Here is a 15092-nt window from a genome sequence, read left to right on the forward strand (position 1 = left end):
TCAGACCTGCGCTTGCAGGGCTCTGGCCCGTTGCAGGCGCTGGGTCGACACGGCCACCGTTACCGCCAACACGCCGCACAAGCTGATCACGATTGCCATCGGCATGGCCGTGCCATCGTGCAACACCCCTACCAACGACGCCGCGCCCGCCGCCACACCGAACTGGATGCAACCCAGCAATGCTGAAGCGCTACCCGCCCGTGCGCCCTGCCCACTCATGGCGCAGGCCGATGTATTGGGCAAAATGCAGCCCAGGCTGGCGATGCAGATAAACAGCGGCACCAGCAACGGCCACAGTGCGTCGGTGCGCAAGGCGGTAATGCCCAGCAGTGTCAGGCCCGCCAGCAGGTACACCCAGACCGAGCGCGACAGCAGAAACGCCGGGCCGCGCTTGGCCAGCAACCGCGCGTTGACTTGCGCCACCAGGATAAAGCCGGCGGCGTTGGAGCCGAACACCCAGCCGTAATGCTCAGCCGGTACGCCATAGAGTTTGATAAACACGAAGGGTGAACCGGCGATATAGGCAAACATCCCGGCAATCGAGAGCGCGCCGGTCAGCGCGTAGCCGAGGTAGACGCGGTCCGAGAGCAAGCCGAAGTAGCGGCGTAGCGAGCCGGACAACGGCTGGCGCGGCTGGTGGGCCGGAAAGGTTTCCGGCAAGCCGACCGCCACGGCAATGGCCGCCATCACGCTGAACAGCGACAGCGCGAGGAAAATCGATTGCCAGCCCCACAAGCCCACCATCAGCCCGCCGGCCAGCGGCGCGAGGATCGGCGCCAGGCCGGTCACCAGCATCAGTTGGGAAAATACTTTGGCCGAGCCCACCGCATCACATTTGTCGCTGACCACCGCGCGGGAAATCACCATGCCCGCGCAACCGCCCAGGGCCTGCACAAAGCGCGCGCCAATCAGCCACTCCAGGGTCGGCGCAAAGGCGCAGGCAAAGGACGCCAGGGTAAACAGGGTCACGCCACTGAGCAGCGGGCCGCGCCGACCGAAGCGATCGGCCAGCGGGCCGTAGATCAATTGGCCGATGGCCAACCCGGCGAAATACACCGCCAGGGTCAGCTGGATATGTTTTTCGTCGGTGGCAAAGGCGGTGGCCATGGCCGGAAAGCCCGGCAGGTAAAAGTCGATCGCCAGCGGCGCGAAGGCGCTCAAGGCACCCAGAATCAGGATTATGCGAAGGTTCATCAGGCACCCAAGTGTGTCGGCAGCCCGACAGTCTAGCCGCGCTTGGGAGCCTTGAACATAAAGTTAGCTCGCTAACTATTAAAATCAGGCGAGCTTGGCGCTGTAGCCTTCTTCGGTGATCAGGCTGATGACCTGCTCGGCAGACAAGCGGCTCTCGACGCCCACCTCCTTGGCCGCCAGGTCGACCTTCACACTGGCCGCCGGATCCTGGCTCTGCACGGCCTGGGTCACGGCCCGAACGCAATGGCCGCAGGTCATTCCTTCAACGCTGAATACTTGCATGACATGACTCCTTTGATGAGGTTGAAACCAGCCTGGACCTTGCCACGATGGCAAGGTCAAGTTCCAGGAATTGCTGCCGGGCTGGTATTCGGCGGCGGCGTCGGCCAAGCTTCACCCATCTTTGATTCAAACCACGGAGCATTCGCCATGCGCTGGTCGTTTTTTGGCCTTGTCGGCCTCATGAGCTTGTCTGCCGTTGCGCCCTCGGCCAGTGCCGATCAAGACTATGCGGTGCTGATTATTTCCAGGGAACGCCTGGAAGTGCCCACCACCTGCGAAATCGGCCTGTACATCCAGGACCAACTCGCCGGACGCCTGTTCCAGGAGGAGTCCACTTCGTTCAACCTGCCAGCCGGTAACGTGTCGCTGCGTCTGAAGCTGCTGCCGGGCCAGTCGCCGGGCTGCCTGCCGGGCATGCTCGCGCCCCCGGCGCAGAACATCACATTGAAGGCTGGTGACGTACGCAAATTGCGTATCGCCCAGGGTCCGGACGGTATGTACCTCAAAGGCGCGGCACTGGGATATTAAACGCGCTTGACCTTACCCACAGGTCAAGGTTGATCCTAGGGGCAACGTCTTCTGGAGGACTGCCCCATGAATGGAACCACCACCTTTGACCTGCCCATCAGCGGCATGACCTGCGCCACCTGTGCCGGGCGGGTCGAGCGCGCGTTGGGCAAGGTGCCGGGGGTGCAGCGCGTCACCGTCAACTTGGCCAACGAACGCGCCCACGTTGAAGTGCTTGGCCAGATGGACCCCGGCGTCTTGATCGCCGCCGTCGACAAGGCCGGCTACACCGCCACCCTCCCCCAAAGCGAAACCGCCACCGACGCCGACCAATCCCGGCGCCTGCACCGCGAGCGCTGGGCATTGCTGCTGGCCATTGCGTTGGCCTTGCCGTTGGTGCTGCCGATGCTGGTGGAGCCCTTCGGCCTGCATTGGATGCTGCCCGCCTGGGTGCAATTCGCCCTGGCCACGCCGGTGCAATTCATCTTCGGTGCGCGCTTCTATATCGCCGCCTGGAAAGCCGTGCGCGCAGGCGCCGGCAACATGGACCTGCTGGTGGCCATCGGCACCAGCGCCGGTTACGGCTTGAGCATCTATGAATGGCTCACCGCCCACGCCGGCATGGCGCCGCATCTGTATTTCGAAGCCTCGGCGGTGGTGATCGCTCTGGTGCTGCTGGGCAAATACCTGGAAAGCCGCGCCAAGCGCCAGACCGCCAGCGCCATCCGCGCCCTTGAAGCCCTGCGCCCGGAGCGCGCGATTCGCGTGCAAGGCGGGCGTGAAGAGGACGTCGCGATCAACACGCTCAAGCTCAATGACCTGGTGCTGGTCAAACCCGGCGAGCGCTTCCCGGTGGACGGTGAAGTGGTGGAAGGCCAGAGCCACGCCGACGAAGCCTTGATCAGCGGTGAAAGCCTGCCAGTGCCCAAGCAGCCAGGCGACAGCGTCACCGGCGGCGCCATCAATGGCGAGGGCCGCCTGCTGGTGCGCACCCTGGCGTTAGGCGCCGAAAGCGTATTGGCGCGAATCACCCGCCTGGTGGAAGACGCCCAGGCCGCCAAGGCACCGATCCAGAAACTGGTGGATAAAGTCAGCCAGGTATTCGTGCCCGCCGTGCTGGTGCTGGCCCTGCTCACCCTGATCGGCTGGTGGTTGTACGGCGCGCCTCTGGAGACCGCGATCATCAATGCGGTGGCCGTGCTGGTGATCGCCTGCCCCTGCGCCTTGGGCCTGGCTACACCGACGGCGATCATGGCCGGCACCGGGGTTGCCGCGCGCTACGGCATTCTGATCAAGGACGCCGAAGCCCTGGAGCGTGCGCATGCCGTCAGCGCCGTGGTGTTCGACAAAACCGGCACCCTCACCTGCGGCGCGCCGAAAATCGCTCACTTGGCGGCGGTGGATGGCAACGAATCCCTGTTGCTGCAACAAGCCGGCGCCCTGCAGCGTGGCAGCGAGCACCCATTGGCCAAGGCCGTGCTGGATGCCTGCGCCAATAAAGGCCTGGCCGTGGCGGACGTGAGCGCCAGCCAATCCCTGACCGGGCGCGGCATCGCCGGCACCCTCGACGGCCGGCAACTGGCCCTCGGCAACCGCCGCATGCTCGAAGAAAGCGGCTTGAGCGCGGGCAACCTGGCGGGCTCGGCCACCGCCTGGGAGGCCGAGGGCCGCACCTTGTCGTGGCTGATCGAGCAAGGCGCGCAGCCGCGTGTGCTGGGGCTGTTTGCCTTTGGCGACACCCTCAAGCCCGGCGCGCTGCAAGCCGTGCAGCAACTCACGGCGCAGCACATCAGCAGCCATTTGCTCACCGGCGACAACCGCGGCAGCGCCCGCGTGGTCGCCGAGGCGCTGGGCATCAAGGATGTGCACGCCGAAGTGCTGCCCGCCGAAAAAGCCGCCACCGTCGCCGAGCTGAAAAAAACCGGCGTGGTGGCGATGGTCGGCGACGGCATCAACGACGCCCCGGCGCTGGCCGCCGCCGATATCGGCATCGCCATGGGCGGCGGCACCGACGTGGCCATGCACGCGGCCGGTATCACCCTGATGCGCGGCGACCCGCGCCTGGTGCCGGCCGCGCTGGAGATCAGCCGCAAGACCTACGCAAAAATCCGCCAGAACCTGTTCTGGGCCTTTGTGTATAACTTGATCGGCATTCCCCTGGCGGCCTTCGGCCTGCTCAACCCGGTGCTCGCGGGCGCGGCCATGGCCTTGTCCAGCGTCAGCGTGGTGAGCAATGCGCTACTGTTGAAAACCTGGAAACCCAAGGAATTGGAGGATCAACACCCATGAACATCGGCCAAGCCGCCCGCCAGAGCGGGCTGAGCGCGAAGATGATTCGTTACTACGAGTCCATCGGCCTGTTGAAAGCCGCGCACCGTACCGACAGCGGTTACCGCGTGTATGGCAGCGACGATTTGCACACGCTGGCGTTTATCAAGCGTTCGCGGGATCTGGGATTTTCATTGGAGGAGGTCGGCAAGCTGCTGACCCTGTGGCAAGACCGGCAACGGGCCAGCGCCGATGTGAAGGCTTTGGCGCGCCAGCATATTGATGAGCTGAACCAGAAGATTCTGGAGCTGGGGCAATTGCGCGACACGTTGCAGGACCTGGTGGAGCACTGCCAGGGCGATCACCGGCCGGATTGTCCGATTCTCAAGGAGCTGGCTTCGGGCAACTGCTGCTCTTAAATGTGTACGCAAAACAAATGTGGGAGGGGGCTTGCCCCCGATTGCAGTGGGTCAGCTACAAATAAGCTGGCTGACCCACCGCTATCGGGAGCAAGCCCCCTCCCACATTTTGATCTCCAATGACTTTAGAGCTTCACTTGCCGGGAGATCACTGCATCCAAGGCGGCGGCGGTTCTTCTGCGGTCTTGGTGCTTGGCGCATCATCCGCCGCGCGAATCGCCTGCTTGCGCTCTTCATCCAGCCGCGCCGCTTCAATCTCGCGGATCACACCGCCCACGTCCGCCAGCTCCTCCGGCTCATCGAACTCACCGGTCAATACGCTGGCCGGGTGCAAGGTACCGGCTTCGTACAGCGCCCACATTTCCTTGGCGTACTTGGTCTTCTTCAACTCCGGGGCAAAACGCCCGAAGTAGGAAGCCATGTTGCCCACATCCCGCTCCAGCATGCTGAACGCGTGGTTGTTGCCCGCCGCATCCACTGCCTGGGGCAGGTCGATGATCACCGGGCCGGTAGGCGTGAGCAGTACGTTGAACTCGGACAGGTCACCGTGCACCAGGCCAGTACACAGCATCAGCACGATCTGAGAAATCAGGAAAGCGTGGTATTCGCGCGCCTGGTCCGGTTCCAGCGTCACGTCGTTCAGACGCGGAGCCGCATCGCCGTACTCGTCGGCGACAAGCTCCATCAGCAGCACGCCTTCAAGGAAGTCGTAAGGCTTGGGCACGCGAACGCCCGCGCCGGCCAGGCGGAACAACGCCGCTACTTCGGCGTTCTGCCAGGCATCTTCGGTTTCTTTCTTGCCGAACTTGGAGCCCTTGGCCATGGCGCGGGCCTGGCGGCTGTTACGGACTTTACGGCCTTCCTGGTATTCGGATGCCTGACGAAAACTTCGTTTATTCGCCTCCTTGTAAACCTTGGCGCAACGCAATTCATTGCCGCAGCGCACCACATAAACAGCTGCTTCTTTACCACTCATGAGTGGGCGCAGCACTTCGTCGACCAGACCGTCTTCGATCAGGGGTTCAATGCGTTTAGGAGTCTTCATCAGCTTTTATTGTGGGTCCTTTATTACCAAATACGCGTATGGCACTCGTTATACGGCAATCGGCGCGCCGGTGGGAGGGGCTACCGACCTCTGACCACTCAAGAATGCATCCAATATGCCAAATTTTCCGCAATCAACGCTCAATGATCGCCGTCACGCCCTGCCCGCCGGCGGCGCAGATCGAAATCAGCCCGCGGCCCTTGCCTGCCGCATCCAGCAACTTGGCCAGGTTGGCGACGATGCGCCCCCCGGTCGCGGCAAACGGGTGCCCGGCTGCCAGGGAGCTGCCCTTCACGTTCAAGCGGCTACGGTCGATGGAACCCAGCGGCGCGTCCAGCCCGAGGCGCGTTTTGCAGTAGTCCGCATCCTCCCAGGCCTTGAGGGTGCACAGTACTTGGGCGGCGAAAGCTTCGTGGATCTCGTAGTAATCGAAGTCCTGCAAGGTAAGACCGTTCCTCGCCAGCAAGCGCGGCACCGCATACACCGGCGCCATCAACAGGCCCTCGGCGCCGTTGACGAAATCCACCGCCGCTGCTTCGCCATCACGCAGGTACGCCAGGATCGGCAAGCCGCGCTCCTTGGCCCAGGCCTCACTGCCCAGCAGCACCAGGGATGCACCATCGGTGAGCGGCGTGGAGTTGCCGGCGGTGAGCGTGCCCTTTTCGCTGCGCTCGAAGGCAGGTTTGAGCGCGGCGAGTTTTTCCAGGGTCAGGTCGGCGCGCAGGTTGTTGTCGCGGATCAGGCCCAGAAACGGCGTGAGCAAATCGTTGTGCCAGCCTTCGGCGTAGGCGGCGGCCATTTTCTGATGACTCTCCAGCGCGAGCTGGTCCTGCTCGGCGCGGGGGATCTGCCAGGTCTGCGCCATCAACTCGCAATGCTGGCCCATGGACAAGCCTGTGCGCGGCTCGCCATTGCGCGGCAGTTCGGGCTTGAGGTGCTGGGGGCGAAGTTGTAACAGGACTTTTAACTTATCCGCCATGGATTTGCTGCGGTTGGCTTGCAGCAGGATCTTGCGCAGCCCCTCGTTCACGCCGATGGGTGCGTCGGAGGTGGTGTCCACCCCGCCGGCAATCCCGCACTCAATCTGGCCCAGGGCAATCTTGTTGGCCACCAGCAAGGCCGCTTCCAGCCCGGTGCCGCAGGCTTGCTGAATATCGTAGGCCGGGGTTTGCGGCGACAATCGCGAGCCCAGCACGCATTCGCGGGTCAGGTTGAAGTCGCGCGAGTGCTTGAGCACAGCACCCGCGGCCACCTCGCCGATGCGCAGGCCGTGCAGGTTGTAGCGTTCGATCAGGCCTTCGAGGGCGGCGGTGAGCATCGCCTGGTTGCTCGCGGTGGCGTATGGGCCATTGGAACGGGCGAACGGAATGCGGTTACCGCCAATGATCGCTACACGGCGCAATTGAGTCATGAAATGCTCCCTGATGGTTGTGGGTGGAATCATCAAGCCTAGCCTAGGCTGATCGAACGACTGCCACCCTGGGATGGTCAACCCTTTGAACCCCAGCCTTCGGAGAGCGTTCCATGTCTGACCGTTATATCGACTTCGCCAACTCAAGCCTCGGCCATCGCCTGGTCGCCGCCATTGGCCTGCCGTCACCGGTACGCCTGGAACGCTGGCAAGCCGGGCGTCTGCGCCCGGTGGAAGGCGCACTGTTGCTGGGCGGCGGCGCGCTGGCGGCCAAGGTGCAGGCATTTGCGCACAAACTCACCGACGCCACTTATAGCTACGGCGACGAGAAATCCACCTGGATCCCCGGCCACGGCCCCAAGCTCAAGGCGGTAGTGTTTGATGCCAGCGAGTTGCAGCACACCGACCAGCTCAAGCAGCTGCGCGAGTTCTTCCAGCCGTTGCTGAAAAACCTCGATAACAGCGCGCACCTGGTGATCCTCGGCCGCGCCCCGGAAAGCCTCACAGACCCGTTTGCCGCCAGCGCCCAGCGGGCCCTCGAAGGCTTCAGCCGGTCGCTGGCCAAGGAGCTGCGCAACGGCGGCGTGTTGCAATTGCTGTACGTGGGCGACGGCGCCGAAGAGCAGCTTGAAGGCGCGCTGCGCTTCTTCCTGTCGCCGAAAAGCGCGTATATCTCCGGTCAGGTCATCCGCCTGCAGGCCTGCGCCACGCCGGTCGAGGACTGGACCCGGCCCCTCGCCGGGCGCAAGGCGCTGGTCACCGGCGCCGCCCGTGGCATTGGCGCCTCCATTGCTGAAACCCTGGCCCGCGATGGCGCCGAGGTGATCCTGCTCGACGTGCCCCAGGCCAAGGCCGACCTCGACGCCCTGGCCGCGCGCCTCGGTGCACGCACCGTGGCCCTGGATATCTGCGCCGAAGACGCCGCCAGCCAGTTGATCGAACACCTGCCCGACGGCCTCGATATCCTGGTGCACAACGCCGGCATCACCCGCGACAAAACCCTGGCCAACATGACCCCGGAATACTGGGACGCGGTGCTGGCGGTAAACCTCAATGCGCCGCAGGTGCTGACCAAGGCACTGCTCGACAGCGGCACCCTGCGCGACAACGCGCGCGTGGTCCTGCTGGCGTCAATCAGCGGGATCGCCGGCAACCGTGGGCAAACCAACTACGCGGCGAGCAAGGCCGGGTTGATTGGCTTGGCCCAGGCCTGGGCGCCGCTGCTGGGCGAGCGCGGGATCAGCATCAACGCGGTCGCCCCCGGGTTTATCGAAACCCAGATGACCGCGCACATTCCATTCGCCCTGCGTGAGGCCGGGCGCCGCATGAGTTCCCTGGGCCAGGGCGGCTTGCCGCAGGACGTCGCCGAAGCGGTGGCCTGGCTGGGCCAGCCGGGTTCCGGCGCGGTCAGCGGGCAAGCGCTGCGCGTGTGTGGGCAAAGTCTATTGGGAGCGTAAGCATGCAATGGCAGACGTTGGGCAGTACTCCGTTTCTCCCGCCGTTGTATTGGCGGGCCGCGCTCAAGCGCAAGATCACCGGCAAGGCCCTGCCCGAGCAGGGCCTGCGCTGCCGGGTCGGCATCGACTCCAAGGCGGTGGCGGCGTACCGCAAGGTCTGCGGGTTTGCCGACAGCGCGGTGTTGCCGGCGACCTACCCGCATATCCTGGCGTTCGGTTTGCAGATGCAATTGCTCACCGATAAACAGTTTCCGTTCCCGCTGCTGGGGCTGGTGCACCTCAACAACCGCATCCGCGTCCATCGCCCGCTGGGCGGTATCAGCGAGCTGTTTATCAGCGTGCACACGCAGCACCTCAAGTCCCACGCCAAGGGCGCGACCTTCGAGGTGGTGACCCGCGCGGAAGACTCCCTCGGCCTGTTGTGGGAAGCCGAGAGCCGCATGCTCTGTCGCGGCGTGAAGCTTGAAGGCGAGGCCACGGATGATGCGCCTTCCAGCCCCGAGCAGATCAGCGAAGTAGCCCGCTGGAAAGCCCCGGCCGACATCGGTCGCCGTTACGCTCGGGTGTCCGGCGACTACAACCCGATCCACCTCAGCGCCCTCACGGCCAAGCTGTTCGGATTCCCGCAGGCCATCGCCCATGGGCTGTGGAACAAGGCGCACACCCTGGCCGCCTTGGGCGAACACCTGCCGGCGGCAAATCTGGAAATAGAGGTGGAGTTCCAGAAGCCCGTGCGCCTACCCAGCGAAGTGACGTTACTGGCCAGTGCCGCCGGTTCCAGCGGTGAATTGTTGTTGAAAGGCAGCGGCGATATTGAACATATGCACGGCAAGTGGCGCCCGATCGCGTAAGAACAGTGTTTAATTGTATATATACACTCTAAGTTATAACGGACTTCCTAGAAGTCCGTTTTTTTATGCAAGCTATTGATTAATAAAATATATACATCTTGATACATACTCCTCTTACACCCTTGGTATTAGTCGCTTAACCGGTACATCCGACCCGTATATAAATCGTTAATACCAAGTTGAGCATTGTGAGCCATTGCACCTGGAGTTGTTATAGCTCCACGGACAAACACATCGCCATCCACAGAAGTAGCGAGTGTTTGAAACAACCTAGGTTGTACAGGTGCAAGGAACTCAATCATGAAAACTCAAGTAATGTTTTGGAAAGCAAGTACCGCGCTGGCCCTGGCAGTAGCAATGACGCTCAGTGGCTGCAGCAGCGGTGGTGGCGGGCATAAGAGTGGCGGTTCGTCTTCCTCGGGCTCGGGCGCGTCGACGGGCGGCGGTACCGACCCTGCCGTAAACAGCAGTTCGCTGGTCACCGCCAGCGTGGCCGAAAACGCCGGCGACTCTATGATCGACCTCGGCGAGACGGTCACCAGCCTGGGCACCACCCTGGGCAGCCTGCCGATCGTAGGCGCCAGTGCGCGCAGCCTGGTGACCTCGCTTGGAACGGCAGTCGGCAGCATCGGCAATGGCCTGACGGATGGCCTGGGTGCACTGGGTACCGACAGCAATGCCCTGGGTAACACCGTCGCCGGCGTAGCCAACGGCGTGGCCGACCTTGGCGTCGGCGTGACCGCAACCGGTCAGAATGTGGCGACATTGCTGGGGCAAGTGCCCGTTGTCGGCAATGCCGCCCCTGTTGTAGGAAATGTCGTAGGCAAGGTCGGCAATGCCGTGACCATGCTCGGCGACACCCTGAGCACGGCCAGCACCACCGGGCCGCTGGGCTCGGCCACCCACACCCTCGGCGCGAAAGTACTGGTGCCGGTGGTGTCTCTGGTGGAAAACACCACCGGCAAAGTCGGCGGCGCCACCGGCCTGGATGGCCCGGTCGGCGGTCTGTTGGACAAAGTAGGTTCGACCGTCGACGGCCTGGGCGACAAACTCGCCGACGCGGGCGGCAGCAACAACCCGTTAACCGGCGCGGTAGGGGACGTGCTCAATGGCGTAGGCGGCGCGGTCGGCACGGCCCGTGGTTATGTCGACCTCGCGGCGGATCGCGTGAACGGTGGCAATGGCAACGGCGGTGACGGCAGCGGCACTGGCGATACCGGTGGCGCCTTTGCCCAACTGGGTCTGGCGCAACTCATCGGCGGCATTATCGCCGGTGCCGGCAGTGGCCTGGATGCAGGCAGCAGCAACGGCGTGGTCAGTGCCGCCGGCGTCACCGGCGTCAACGCGGGCACCACGGTGGCGGCGCTCGGCGGCGGTACACCCAGCACCCGCACCAGCGTACCGGTCGCCGGCCTGACCGGCCCCATCGGCGGCGCCCTCAACCCGGTCACCAGCGGTGTGCAGAGCCTCACCCAAACCATCGGCGGCGCCACTGGCCTGGGCGCACCGGTCAACGGCCTGGTCACCAACGTAGGCGGCGCCGTCAGCAGCCTCGGCGGCAAAATCAGCGGCACCAACGCCAACCCGGTCACCAACGCCTTGGGCGGTACCGTGAGCGCAGTGGGCGGCACCGTGGCCTCGATCGGCGGCCTGGTCACCGGCGGCACCAACACCGGCGGCGGCTTGCTCGGCGGTGGCCTGAACCTGGGGGCTGGTGCATCGGCTTCCGCAGGGGCTGGCGCGAGTGCCAACGGAGGTTTGCTCGGCGGGCTGTTGGGCGGCCTGAAAAAATAGAATTGCACCTGGCCGTTAGACGGCCCCACCTACAGCGCCTACGCTTGGTTGAGACGAGAAACCCTAACTAAGTTTCTCGTCTTTTTTATGGGCCAATGACTTGCCCTGAAAAACACCCGAACCGCGCCCCCAGAGCCCGGCGGGCATCTGCGAAACGCTGCAGCAATTTTGACCATGGAGTGTCCTATGCGCGCTTTGACGCCGTTGTTGTTGCTCACCCTCAGTGCTTACGTCCACGCCGATACGCTACCCAGCTTCCTCAATAGCAACGACACCATCCGCAACCTGCCCCAACCCAACTTGCCCGCCGACGCCTACCGACCGGTGACCCCGCAGACCCAATTGCCCACGCCCGCCGCCACCGGCGCCCAGCCTCTGTTGATGGACACCAAAGTGACCATCCGCAAACTGCAGATCGACGGCGGCACGGTCTACCCGCTCAAGGACGTCGCCCAAGTCTTCGAGCCGCTGATCGGGCATGAAACCAACCTGGCGCAATTGATCGAAGCCACCCGCAGCATCACCCGGCGTTACCAGGAGAATGGCTACCTGCTGTCCTATGCGTTCCTGCCCGAGCAACGCTTCGAAGATGGCCTGGTGCACGTGGTGCTGGTGGAGGGTTATATCCGCGATTACCAACTGCAAGGCGACATCGGTTCGGTCTCGTCCTACATCGACAAGCTCGCCGAGAAGCTCAAGGCCGAACGCCCGCTCACGCGCAAGACCTTCGAGCGCTACACCACGCTGATGGGCGCCATCCCCGGCGTGACCGTGCAGGCCCAGGTGCCGCCGCCCGGCACCACCGACGGCGGCACCCACATGCAAATCAGCGCCAGCCGCAAGCCCTTCACCACCAGCATGAGCCTCAACGAGGCCAGCCGCGGCGGCACGCAAGCGCTGCTGACCGCCACCAGCAACTCATGGACCTCCATGGGTGAACAACTGAGCGTCAGCGGCCTGTTCCCGCCGGGCGACGACAAAGAGCATTACTACCGCGCGGCCTACAGCCAGTTCATCAATGCCGAAGGCACCCAACTGGCACTGTCGGGCGAACGTTATCGCGCCGACCCACGCACCCGCCTGCAACTGGGCGACGGCATCGAACTCAAGCCGCATCAGGAAATCGACCGTTACTCCATCGGGTTCAGCCACCCGCTGATCGCGTCGCCCAACGAGTCGCTGAGCCTCGGCGCGCGCTACTACGCCGTCGACCAGACCACCCGCTACAAAATCGACGGCCTGGCCCAACGCCTGGAGCTGGAAACCGACCTGCGCGCCTTCGCGTTCGAGGGTGACTGGCGCAAGGCCGACACCACCCAGCTGCGCATCCTCAGCGCCGGCCTGTACCAGGGCACCAACGGCATGGGCGCCAAGACCCGCAGCGACTTCGGCGGCCTTAAGCCCGACCTGGACTTCTTCCGCCTGCGCCTGTCCGGCGTGCAGAGCAACAAGCTCTTCGATAACTGGCAGGGCGTGCTCTCCGGCGCGCTGTACTGGAGCGACGACACCCTGCCCGACAGCGAGCGCGCTACCTTCGGCGGGCAGAACTTCGGCCGTGGCTACCCCGACGACCAGGGCAGCGGCGACAAGGGCTGGGGCGTGGCTTACGAGGTCAACTACAGCTACAACCGCGCCGGCGAATGGGTGCGCGTCCTGCAACCGTATGTGGTGTTCGACCGCGCCAAGACCTGGTTCAACGACCTGCCGGTCAAGGGCAACGACATGTCATCGGCGGCCGTGGGCCTGCGCTTTGGCGATGCCAAGTACTACAACATCTCGCTGGAGGCGGCCAAGCCGATGTCGGACGTGGCCCTCGACAACTTCAATCGGCGGCCGCGTTATACGTTGAGCTTCAGTTACCAGCTCTGAACCGACAACCACTCTACTGCGGCGAAGGAGCAAGCTCCCTCGCCACAGGTGCAGCGCTAGTAATTGGATTTGGTAAGTGGAAAAAGGCTGTTCAACGTATCGATCAACCGCACCAGGTAGATCGGCTTGCGAAACAGGTCCAGCACCTGCAGGCGCAGCATGTCGCTGACGTCATCCATCTCGGCATGACCGGACATCACAATCACCGGCAGGTGCGAGCGTGAGGTGTGTTCGCGCAGGCGCTTGATCAAGGAAATACCGCTTTCCTCGGGCATGCGCAGGTCGGTGATGACCAGGGCGATATCGGGGTGGAGTGTCAATTCTTGCAGGGCGAAGGTGACAGAGTTGGCGGTAAAACAGACGAATCCCTCGTTCTCGAGGGACTCGGCAAGTTCAATCAGCGCGTCCTCTTCATCGTCCACCAATAGAATTTGCTGGCGAGACGAAGACGATGCGCTCATGGCCGTACCTGGAAAAGTGGATAAACGTTGGGGGTAACCACAACACTAAGTCAGGTACCCGTCGGCATCTTGGTGGCCATGTTAGTGAAGATGGCACTTATCTTGGTGCCGAGTCCGGTACCGGCGCCGACAATAACAAGTGCAACCAGCGCCACGATAATGGCGTATTCAATACCTGAAGCACCCTCCTTGCGCTTGAAGAATAATTGCGTCTGCACATAACACTTCAACATCAGGTCAAGGAACATAAAGACTTCTCCCTAAAACGCCACTGAAAGCCGGTACGGCTCTAGCACGATGTTCACGGCGTGCCACTAGAGCATTGTCAACAAACCCCGGCCTCACAACTGTAATAACTGATTAATCACAAAGTATTAGTCGAAAAGTTGCCACCATAACCCCGCTGTTTGAACGGCAGTGTTCAAGGTTCAGATAAATTTTCTGTCAGGTAATGGCATTTCGTCCTAGCTGAGCTACCTTCAAATAGCCAAATCGTTAGATGTTCATCACAGCCAAGTTGCGAATTAACCCCTTTGGATTAGCGGGTGTGTAGTGCAACAGGAAAGGGAGAGCCGTCATGAACAGTCGCATCAGCATGGTCCTGGCCGGCTTGCTGCTGATCGGGGCATTGATCGCCGGGTACTGGGGGCTGGTACTCAGCCGTCAACCGGAGCCTGTCGCGGCACCCGCCGTACCTGTCGTTTCCGCTGAACAAACCGCCGCTGCCCTCGAAGACCAAACCCGCCAACCGGTGGTGGTCCTCGTGCATGACGTACCCGCGTTCACCGCGCTCACCGCCGACGATGTCGCCGTGGAAAAACTGCGCAAGGCGCCCGTCGGCAGTCTCACCCAACTGGACCAGGCCATCGGCCGCACGCCGCTGCGCGACCTCGGCGCCGGCACCTGGCTCACTGACGACAGCTTTACCGGCGGCGGCGCTCTCGCCCGCATGATCCGCCCCAACGAGCGCGCGCTGGCCGTCGCGGTGGATGAGGTGATCGGCGCCGGCGGCCAGTTGAGCCCCGGCGATTACGTGGATGTGCTGCTGTTCCTGCGCCAGGACGTGGACAACGCCGAGCAGTCGGCGCAAGTCGTGCTGCCGGCCATGCGCCTGCTGAGCGTCGGCGACCAGTTGGGCCTGGCCAACGACGGCACCCCCGCCATGCCGCCGCCGGTAACGCCCGAAGAACGTGCCCAGGCCGCCCAACGCCGGGCCACCGCACGCACCGTGGTGCTGGCCGTACCCGAGCCTTTATTGAGCCGCCTGATGCTCGCGGCCCAGGCCGGGGTTTTGCGCCTGGCCGTGCGTAGCGCCGATGAGCACCTGCTCAGCCGTTACTGGGCCGGGGAAAGCGACACGCCAGACACCCTGGAAAGCGCCAACCGCGACCTCTACCAATTCACCCAACTGGCCCTGACCGGCCCGCCGAAACGGGTCGCGGCAACCGGCGGTCAGCCGGCCGTGCGTCGTGGCATTGAAGTAATTCGCGGCGCGCAAGCGGCGCCACAAACTCCGTGATTGAGCAAGGATGCC

At 63.4% G+C, this 15092-nt stretch carries 14 protein-coding genes; 8 read left to right on the plus strand and 6 right to left on the minus strand.

Translation table 11 applies throughout. From position 1 onward, the window contains the following. Positions 1–1194 carry a multidrug effflux MFS transporter gene (locus AC0IYH_RS19195; RefSeq protein ID WP_116627221.1) on the minus strand — a complete coding sequence of 398 codons (1194 nt, stop codon included), beginning with the start codon at positions 1192–1194 and terminating at the stop codon, positions 1–3. A gap of 84 nt (positions 1195–1278) precedes the next feature. After that, entirely contained in the window at positions 1279–1476 is a 198-nt protein-coding gene (locus AC0IYH_RS19200; RefSeq protein ID WP_049710182.1) for a heavy-metal-associated domain-containing protein, read from the minus strand. 147 nt (positions 1477–1623) lie between these two features. On the opposite strand from AC0IYH_RS19200, the gene AC0IYH_RS19205 reads away from it, so the two are divergent. From AC0IYH_RS19205 to cueR, 3 genes are all read left to right on the plus strand, one after another. Then, complete coding sequence (locus tag AC0IYH_RS19205) at positions 1624–2004, plus strand: hypothetical protein (RefSeq protein WP_116627222.1); 381 nt, start codon at positions 1624–1626, stop codon at positions 2002–2004. Between the two features lie 66 nt (positions 2005–2070). After that, positions 2071–4272, plus strand: a complete 2202-nt coding sequence (locus tag AC0IYH_RS19210; RefSeq protein ID WP_471835738.1) for a heavy metal translocating P-type ATPase — start codon at positions 2071–2073, stop codon at positions 4270–4272. Further along, positions 4269–4670 carry a Cu(I)-responsive transcriptional regulator gene (gene cueR / locus AC0IYH_RS19215; protein ID WP_116627224.1) on the plus strand — a complete coding sequence of 134 codons (402 nt, stop codon included), beginning with the start codon at positions 4269–4271 and terminating at the stop codon, positions 4668–4670. Before AC0IYH_RS19210 ends, cueR begins: the two co-directional genes overlap by 4 nt. Positions 4671–4818: 148 nt before the next feature. Here cueR and AC0IYH_RS19220 read toward each other — a convergent pair whose 3' ends face one another. Both AC0IYH_RS19220 and AC0IYH_RS19225 read right to left on the minus strand, forming a co-directional pair. Next, positions 4819–5715, minus strand: coding sequence for a PA4780 family RIO1-like protein kinase (locus tag AC0IYH_RS19220; RefSeq protein WP_116627225.1), 897 nt, complete (start codon positions 5713–5715; stop codon positions 4819–4821). Between the two features lie 133 nt (positions 5716–5848). Continuing rightward, the gene (locus AC0IYH_RS19225) at positions 5849–7126 is read right to left on the minus strand and encodes an acetyl-CoA C-acetyltransferase (RefSeq protein WP_471835741.1); all 1278 of its coding nucleotides are present in this window, start codon (positions 7124–7126) and stop codon (positions 5849–5851) included. Positions 7127–7239: 113 nt separating this feature from the next. Between AC0IYH_RS19225 and AC0IYH_RS19230 the strand changes: the two genes are divergently transcribed. The 4 genes from AC0IYH_RS19230 (at position 7240) to AC0IYH_RS19245 (ending at position 13097) form a co-directional block, all read left to right on the plus strand. Beyond that, on the plus strand, positions 7240–8583 hold the full coding sequence (locus AC0IYH_RS19230) for a 3-oxoacyl-ACP reductase (protein ID WP_471835743.1): 1344 nt from the start codon (positions 7240–7242) through the stop codon (positions 8581–8583). 2 nt (positions 8584–8585) lie between these two features. After that, a complete protein-coding gene (locus AC0IYH_RS19235) occupies positions 8586–9434 on the plus strand; it encodes a MaoC family dehydratase (RefSeq protein WP_471835745.1) in 849 nt (282 codons plus the stop codon). Between the two features lie 300 nt (positions 9435–9734). After that, positions 9735–11228, plus strand: coding sequence for a collagen-like triple helix repeat-containing protein (locus tag AC0IYH_RS19240; RefSeq protein ID WP_471835747.1), 1494 nt, complete (start codon positions 9735–9737; stop codon positions 11226–11228). Between the two features lie 186 nt (positions 11229–11414). Beyond that, positions 11415–13097 carry a ShlB/FhaC/HecB family hemolysin secretion/activation protein gene (locus AC0IYH_RS19245; RefSeq protein ID WP_471835748.1) on the plus strand — a complete coding sequence of 561 codons (1683 nt, stop codon included), beginning with the start codon at positions 11415–11417 and terminating at the stop codon, positions 13095–13097. 56 nt (positions 13098–13153) lie between these two features. On the opposite strand, the gene AC0IYH_RS19250 is transcribed toward AC0IYH_RS19245, so the two are convergent. Both AC0IYH_RS19250 and AC0IYH_RS19255 read right to left on the minus strand, forming a co-directional pair. Continuing rightward, a complete protein-coding gene (locus AC0IYH_RS19250) occupies positions 13154–13558 on the minus strand; it encodes a response regulator (protein WP_116627231.1) in 405 nt (134 codons plus the stop codon). A 50-nt stretch (positions 13559–13608) separates the two neighbouring features. Beyond that, the gene (locus tag AC0IYH_RS19255) at positions 13609–13806 is read right to left on the minus strand and encodes a Flp family type IVb pilin (protein ID WP_116627232.1); all 198 of its coding nucleotides are present in this window, start codon (positions 13804–13806) and stop codon (positions 13609–13611) included. Between the two features lie 329 nt (positions 13807–14135). Here AC0IYH_RS19255 and cpaB point away from each other — a divergent pair, with 329 nt between their 5' ends. Then, positions 14136–15077 (plus strand): Flp pilus assembly protein CpaB, encoded by a 942-nt coding sequence (gene cpaB / locus AC0IYH_RS19260; protein WP_116627233.1) that lies wholly within the window; start codon positions 14136–14138, stop codon positions 15075–15077. Positions 15078–15092: the final 15 nt, after the last annotated feature.

It is taken from the genome of Pseudomonas sp. AC463 (assembly GCF_979253585.1).

Bases quoted from the DNA above. Each gene is read 5' to 3' on its own strand.
- AC0IYH_RS19210 (WP_471835738.1), top strand. From the start codon at position 2,071: ATGAATGGAACCACCACCTTTGACCTGCCCATCAGCGGCATGACCTGC.
- AC0IYH_RS19235 (WP_471835745.1), top strand. From the start codon at position 8,586: ATGCAATGGCAGACGTTGGGCAGTACTCCGTTTCTCCCGCCGTTGTAT.
- AC0IYH_RS19250 (WP_116627231.1), bottom strand. From the start codon at position 13,558: ATGAGCGCATCGTCTTCGTCTCGCCAGCAAATTCTATTGGTGGACGAT.
- cpaB (WP_116627233.1), top strand. From the start codon at position 14,136: ATGAACAGTCGCATCAGCATGGTCCTGGCCGGCTTGCTGCTGATCGGG.
- AC0IYH_RS19220 (WP_116627225.1), bottom strand. From the start codon at position 5,715: ATGAAGACTCCTAAACGCATTGAACCCCTGATCGAAGACGGTCTGGTC.
- AC0IYH_RS19240 (WP_471835747.1), top strand. From the start codon at position 9,735: ATGAAAACTCAAGTAATGTTTTGGAAAGCAAGTACCGCGCTGGCCCTG.
- AC0IYH_RS19255 (WP_116627232.1), bottom strand. From the start codon at position 13,806: ATGTTCCTTGACCTGATGTTGAAGTGTTATGTGCAGACGCAATTATTC.
- AC0IYH_RS19195 (WP_116627221.1), bottom strand. From the start codon at position 1,194: ATGAACCTTCGCATAATCCTGATTCTGGGTGCCTTGAGCGCCTTCGCG.
- AC0IYH_RS19225 (WP_471835741.1), bottom strand. From the start codon at position 7,126: ATGACTCAATTGCGCCGTGTAGCGATCATTGGCGGTAACCGCATTCCG.
- AC0IYH_RS19245 (WP_471835748.1), top strand. From the start codon at position 11,415: ATGCGCGCTTTGACGCCGTTGTTGTTGCTCACCCTCAGTGCTTACGTC.
- cueR (WP_116627224.1), top strand. From the start codon at position 4,269: ATGAACATCGGCCAAGCCGCCCGCCAGAGCGGGCTGAGCGCGAAGATG.
- AC0IYH_RS19200 (WP_049710182.1), bottom strand. From the start codon at position 1,476: ATGCAAGTATTCAGCGTTGAAGGAATGACCTGCGGCCATTGCGTTCGG.
- AC0IYH_RS19205 (WP_116627222.1), top strand. From the start codon at position 1,624: ATGCGCTGGTCGTTTTTTGGCCTTGTCGGCCTCATGAGCTTGTCTGCC.
- AC0IYH_RS19230 (WP_471835743.1), top strand. From the start codon at position 7,240: ATGTCTGACCGTTATATCGACTTCGCCAACTCAAGCCTCGGCCATCGC.